Genomic DNA, 6,588 nt, shown 5'->3' with positions numbered 1-6,588 from the left:
AGAATATACATCAGGTAACCGAATCAACCCAACCGCACTAAGAAAACTAAAAATCGTCCCGACCAAAATCGATATTACCGCAAGAAGTTCTATTACCTCAATCGGATTATTTACGTCGCTCAATGACAACACCTCTTTCAATAAATCTTGCGAAGGCAATTGTTCCGACGAAGGAAAGGATTCCAATTAATAAAATTACCTCAAAAAAGCCGGTATTTTTTAAAAACACAGAAAAGATCGCCACTCCCGAAATAATATTGATCCCGAGTACATCAAGAGCTTGAACACGGTCAGAGGCTGACGGTCCCTTCACTAAGCGATAAATCGTCGCTAATATAGCAAATGTAAGAAAACCCATTGAAATGATTAAAATTATTTTGATCATTAGCGCGTCACCCTTTTTATCGCCTTTTCGAATTTTGCTGTTGAACGTATCACAGCATCACTTGATTCCGGGATATCCATTGCATGGATATAAAACTTTTTCTCATCATGTGAAACTTCAACCACAACTGAACCAGGAGTTAATGTCAATAACATCGCAAGTAAGGTTATTTCCAAGTCCCCTTCCAATTCCGTTTCTAAGGTAAAAATGCCCGGTGTAATATTAATCTTTGGTCGCATAACCTGCTTAATAACTAAAACACTTGAAGTAAATAACTCATGTATAAAAACAAAAAACAATTTTAAAATGGCTAGTAAAGTCACAGCATAAAATTGATGCGGAAAATACCTTCGCAGTATAAACAGCACAATTAGTCCAAATAAATAACCACTTAAAAAAGTGAGTGCGGTCCAACTTTCCTGGAGAAACATCCAAATAAAACCGATCATCAAATTGATTAACACTTGCATGGGCATTGATACCACCCCTTTCTCTGTATAAATAGCAGCCATAGGACAACCCCCCATCTGCTGCTATTAACTAACAATCAAAATCTATTCCACAAAAGCACTACCTAAAACCGCGTCAATGTAGATGCTTGGATTCATAATGACTTCAACCGCAAGATCAACATACTCGCTAATCCCTTGCGCCCCTACTCCAAGACCAATCGTCAAAGCTGTAAGAATTCCCATAGGTAATAACAAACCTTTCAATGACATAGATTCACTTTCTTCGGGAACATCTGTATACCCCCAAAATCCGTTCATAAAGATTTTCATAATCGAGTACAGAACCATTAAACTAGTCAACAAACCAATTCCACCAAGCCAAAAATAACCGGTTGCGAACGTACCCTCTGTGATAAATATTTTTCCTAAAAATCCGCTAAGGGGGGGTATCCCTGAGAGCGACAATGCTGCAATAAAAAACATCCAACCGAATTGTGGCTGTAACCGCATGATCCCACTGAAATCCTTTAAATTACTAGTCCCAGTGAAATAAATAATCGTTCCGCCTAAAAGAAAGATCAATGCCTTAACAATCATATCGTGGATTAAATAATAGATTGAACCCGTGATTCCTTCTGCCGTAAATGAAGCGACCCCGGCTAAAATAAAGCCAACACCTACAACCACATTGTAGGTAATTATTTTTTTAATATCCCAATAGGCGACAGCGCCAATTGCACCAAGCAGCATCGTAATGCCCGCCAAAATACCGATTAATAAATGCGTAACCTCAGGCTCATGATAGAACACAAGCGTGAATACTCTAATAATCGAATAAATTCCTACCTTTGTTAATAGTGCTGCAAAAATGGCTGCAATCGCAGTTGGCGGGGCACTGTATGAGCCTGGTAGCCAGAAGAAAAGAAATAGACCTGCTTTTAAACTAAATACGATTAAAAATAAAATCGCCACCGTTGTCATTACGCCATCCTGACCAACCTCAGCGATGCGAACTGAAAGATGAGCCATATTCAAGGTTCCTGTCATCGCATATAAATAGGCAACTGCCACCAAAAATAAAAAGGACGAAATCAAGTTCACTAAAATATATTTAATTGATTCACGAAGCTGGACTTTCGTACCACCTAATGAAATCAAGACATATGAAGAAACAAGCATCACTTCAAAACAAACGAAAAGGTTAAAAATATCACCTGTCAGGAAGGAACCATTTACACCTGTAATTAAAAATAAAAAGAGCGGATAAAAATAAAATAATTCCCTTTCTTCCCCGATTGTTTTAAATGCATAGACTAGACAACAAATTGCTACAACGCTTGTAACCATGACTAAAATTACAGCTAACATGTCTGCAACCATACTTACACCAAATGGTGCTTCCCAGCCGCCTAATTGGAGAACCTGAATACCATCTATTTTAATTCGATGCATAAGCACTAAGGAAATCACAAATATACCAATGACTGCAACAAGACTAAGCACCCTGTGCAGCCTAATATTTTTTCGAAAAATAACCAAGATCATCCCAACAATAATAGGAATGATAATTGGAAGAATAACTAAATTACCCATCGCTTTTACCTCTCAATTGCTCGGTATCGTCCGTGCCTAAGACCCTATACGCACGGTAACTTAGCACTAAAAATAATGCTGTTGTTGCAAAATTAATAACAATTGCTGTTAAAAGAAGTGCCTGTGGCAATGAATCAACATAGGATAATCCCCTTATTCCCAGCAAGGGTGGTCCGCCTTTTTCAAGTCCACCCATTGTGATAATGAGTAAGTTCACACCATGGCCGAGTATAGAGGTTCCTAAAATGATTCGTAATAGAGTTTTCGTTAATATAAGATAAATCCCAATTGCAAATAAGATTCCTACTAGAATCGACATTAAAGTTTCCATTACCTGTCATCCCCTATACTCATAATAATTGTGAGGGATGTTCCAATGACTGCCAAGGCGACACCTACGTCAAATAAAACCGCTGAAGCAATCTCTGTTTCACCGAAAATAGGGAGCTCAATATACCCAAATGTTTGCGTTAAAAACGAAGCTCCAAAGAGCATGCTGCCAAACCCAGTGCCAACTGCGGTTAATACCCCGATTGCTGCAACTACTTTAAAATCAAGAGGCAGATGTTCACGAACCGTATCAATATCAAAGGTAAGGAACAGAAGAACCATTCCCGCCGAAAAGGTTAAACCTCCAATAAACCCACCGCCCGGATTATGGTGACCCGAAATAAACAAGTTGATTGCAAATGTAAATATAATAACAACAGCAACCTTCGTTACACTTCGTATAATGACATCATTCGGCTCTTTCATCTGATCCCTCCTTTGCTAAACGCAGCTTGATTAATGAATAAACACCAAGACCTGCAATACTTAATACAAGAATCTCTAGCATCGTATCAATACCACGGAAATCAACTAGGATTGAATTGACGATATTTTTTGCTCCCGCAAGTTCATATGCATTTTCATAGTAGCTTGAAATAGAATCAAACAGGCGATTTCCATTCACAGATAAAGCTACTATTGTAACTACCGCCCCTGCTCCAATTGAGATAATCGCATTTGTTAGCTTAAAAGGGATTCTGCTCATTTCCTTGCGCAATTGCGGTAAGTGATAAAAACATAACAGGAAAAGTGCTGTTGTCACTGTTTCTACAACTAGTTGGGTTAACGCCAGATCAGGTGCTCGGAATAATACAAAGAAGAATGCAACTAAAAATCCGAGTGCGCCCACCGCCACAATTGACGTAATTCTTGTTTTCGAAAATAACACAAAAACCGCTGAAATAACCGCAACTATCATTATTGCAATTTCGAAAAGTGTGACCGGTGCGTCATTTGAAGAATCAAAGGATATTCCATTAAATAACCAAATAGATCCACCGACAACTAAAATCATGAAGCCCATGATATAAACCAGGTAGTCCCGAATAAAACCTGTCATATAAAAATTTGTTATGGAACCAGAAATATTCTCGATTTTATCTAAAGCAAGATTGTAAAGATTGTTGATCGTCAATGACTGTGGATAGGTTTGATAAATTCGGTACCATTTTCTTAGATTGAGATAAAGAATCGTCCCGAGAACAACTACCCCGATTGTCATCCACAGTTCTGGATTTAAATAACCATGCCAGGCTTCTATTTTGATTTCTAATACATCTGCTTCTGAAAGCACAGGTAAGACGGAAGTCAATGCTGGCTTTAATAAATAATTTGAAAGTAGATTCGGGAAAAAGAAACCAATAATGACAAGCGAACCTAAAATAATCGGTGAAATCAGCATCCCAAGCGGTGCTTCATGGACAACGCGGGTATTATCAAGCTTATATTTCCCTCTAAATGTTTTAAATACAAGAATCATACAATAGATGAACGTAAATACACTTGCAATCCATGCGACAATAGGAATGAGTACCCCAATTGTCCCCATATGGAAAAAGTCCATGCTCGCAGCATTATTAACCGCTGCAAAAAACATTTCCTTACTTAAAAAACCATTAAATGGAGGCAAACCTGCCATCGAAAAGCCACCTATCACCGTAAGCGTAAAGGAAATAGGCATAAGATGGATGAGCCCGCCGAGTCTTCGAATATCACGAGTCCCCGTCTCATGGTCAATAATTCCAACTACCATAAAGAGACTTCCCTTAAAGGTCGAATGGTTCACCAAATGGAAAATCGCTGCAAAAATAGCCGTTCCATAAATCACCGTCTCGTCCCCTAATCCGAAATACATGGCAGCAGAACCAAGACCTAAAAGGCTCATTATTAATCCTAATTGACTGATTGTCGAATAGGCCAACAGTGCTTTTAAGTCAGTCTGACGTACCGCATTGACTGATCCGTAAAGCAATGTAATTAATCCTACACCTGTAACGAGCCAAAACCAAACATTTGAACCACCAAAAATAGGCGTTAATCGTGCAACTAAATAAATGCCTGCTTTTACCATTGTAGCTGAGTGCAAGTAAGCACTTATCGGTGTTGGAGCTTCCATCGCGTCAGGTAGCCAAATGCTAAAAGGAAACTGTGCTGATTTTGTAAAAGCACCGAGTAGTATTAATACCATTGCTGGTATAAATAAGCTACTTGATGTAATTGCATCCACATTTAGGAGCATTTCACGAATGCTGTATGTTCCAGAGGTGCTTGTAATCATAACGAGCCCTGCGAGCATCGCTAATCCGCCAAAAATCGTAATCAACATTGATTTTTGTGCCCCATACTGTGATTTCTCACGTTCATACCAGTACGCAATTAATAAGAAGGAAGACACACTTGTCATTTCCCAAAATACATATAAAACAAATACATTATCAGAGAAAACTAAACCGAGCATCGCTCCCATAAACATTAGTAAGTAGACGTAAAAGTTATGAAGTGCTTCTCTTTCCTTTGATAAGTAAAAGATGGAATAAAGAATAACCAATGCACCTATACCCGTTATTAATAAACCAAAAATTAAACTTAAACCGTCGATATAGGTTGTAAAATTGATATTATAGGAAGGCATCCAAGGAATGCTTGTGATGATGGTATTCCCGTTTGCAATAGTGGGAATAAATGTTATAAGATAAGAAAAAATCAGAAGTGGCACGAAGATTACGAACCAACCCGTATGAATTCTTGGGGTAAACTTTTTATATAATATAGGAACAAACACGGCAAAAATAAACGGCAGCATGATTAAAAACTGGAACCAATACAATGGAATCCCCTCCTTAAAAACGGATATTTTTTACAAATCAACTTAATGGATTGACTCATTTTGTAGCATGCGATATAGTCATACATAGTTTATAAATATAAGAACAATTTTTTATACATTTTATAGGTGGTGTGTTAAATGTAAGCCCAGCTAAATTAAGGGCCTACTTTTAGGGTTCCTTATTTTCTAGGTATTTATGAAACGGAAATTGGCTAGGCCAATGATTTCACATCAACTCTGAGGTGAGTATTAATGAAAATGATAAAAGAAAGAATGGACGAGAGTATTCTTGTCTGTGTATATTATGGTCCAAATGGTGAACGTCTTATCCAACGTGGTTGCAAGATTGCAAACATGCTAGATTGCCCACTTTATATCCTTACCGTCGATCCAAAGCCCTTCGATGATCTCGATCCTGAAAAGGTAAATTACATTTCGAGATGGAAAGAGTTAGCTGACCAACACAGTGCGGATGCGTTTATTATAAAGGACAATGAAAAAAGACCAATCTCAAAAGTAATTGCTGATGTTGCCAGAGAGAAAAATATTACCCAAATTATTCTTGGTCAAACCGCACAAAGTCGCTGGGAGCAAATTGCAAAAGGTTCAATTATTAACTCGTTATTAAAGGAAATTCCTTTTGTTGACCTGCATATTATTTCAGTTGCACGTTACCTAAAAAATACGGAAGGTCAATTTGAAAAAGGTTGTCGTGCCTATTTAGTTAATGAAGATGACCAGTATCGCCTTATCTTCAAACATACAAAAGATGTTGTTTTTGAAGGAATCTTCTTCAAGGAATTTGGCACTGACTTTAATAATGGTATTTTTAAATTTATGAAGGACCAGAAGACGTTACAGGTCCAAGTGAATGATGATATCGTAACCGATTTTACAAATGTAGATATGAATACAAATATAGATGATGATAACTTTTTATAATCCCTCCACCTTTTAGGTGGGGGTTTTTTTAGGTCCACACGATGTGGGTCACAAAGACG

The 6,588-nt window shown here is 37.8% G+C and carries 7 protein-coding genes; 1 reads left to right on the top strand and 6 read right to left on the bottom strand.

The window, feature by feature from the left end:
- Positions 1-106 precede the first annotated feature (106 nt).
- The 6 genes from V7147_RS13780 to V7147_RS13755 all read right to left on the bottom strand — a co-directional run bounded on the left by V7147_RS13780 (position 107) and on the right by V7147_RS13755 (position 5,587).
- Positions 107-385 carry a Na(+)/H(+) antiporter subunit F1 gene (locus V7147_RS13780; protein WP_335368423.1) on the bottom strand — a complete coding sequence of 93 codons (279 nt, stop codon included), beginning with the start codon at positions 383-385 and terminating at the stop codon, positions 107-109.
- A complete protein-coding gene (locus V7147_RS13775; RefSeq protein WP_335368424.1) occupies positions 385-861 on the bottom strand; it encodes a Na+/H+ antiporter subunit E in 477 nt (158 codons plus the stop codon). Before V7147_RS13775 ends, V7147_RS13780 begins: the two co-directional genes overlap by 1 nt.
- A 78-nt stretch (positions 862-939) precedes the next feature.
- Positions 940-2,430, bottom strand: a complete 1,491-nt coding sequence (locus V7147_RS13770) for a Na+/H+ antiporter subunit D (RefSeq protein WP_335368422.1) — start codon at positions 2,428-2,430, stop codon at positions 940-942.
- Positions 2,423-2,761, bottom strand: coding sequence for a Na(+)/H(+) antiporter subunit C (locus tag V7147_RS13765; protein WP_335368421.1), 339 nt, complete (start codon positions 2,759-2,761; stop codon positions 2,423-2,425). Before V7147_RS13765 ends, V7147_RS13770 begins: the two co-directional genes overlap by 8 nt.
- Positions 2,761-3,186 carry a Na(+)/H(+) antiporter subunit B gene (locus V7147_RS13760; protein WP_335368420.1) on the bottom strand — a complete coding sequence of 142 codons (426 nt, stop codon included), beginning with the start codon at positions 3,184-3,186 and terminating at the stop codon, positions 2,761-2,763. The genes V7147_RS13765 and V7147_RS13760 overlap by 1 nt, the downstream gene beginning before the upstream one ends.
- Positions 3,170-5,587: a Na+/H+ antiporter subunit A gene (locus V7147_RS13755; RefSeq protein WP_335368419.1), complete on the bottom strand. Its 2,418-nt coding sequence runs from the start codon at positions 5,585-5,587 to the stop codon at positions 3,170-3,172. Before V7147_RS13755 ends, V7147_RS13760 begins: the two co-directional genes overlap by 17 nt.
- A 252-nt stretch (positions 5,588-5,839) precedes the next feature.
- Between V7147_RS13755 and V7147_RS13750 the strand changes: the two genes are divergently transcribed.
- Positions 5,840-6,529: a universal stress protein gene (locus tag V7147_RS13750; RefSeq protein ID WP_335368418.1), complete on the top strand. Its 690-nt coding sequence runs from the start codon at positions 5,840-5,842 to the stop codon at positions 6,527-6,529.
- Positions 6,530-6,588 lie beyond the last annotated feature (59 nt).

The organism is Bacillus sp. JJ1521 (assembly GCF_036965165.1).
In the GTDB taxonomy this organism is placed as follows: domain Bacteria; phylum Bacillota; class Bacilli; order Bacillales; family Bacillaceae_L; genus Ferdinandcohnia.
Note: the sequence above shows the minus strand (reverse complement) of the source record. Positions and strands in the feature narration are given on the sequence as shown.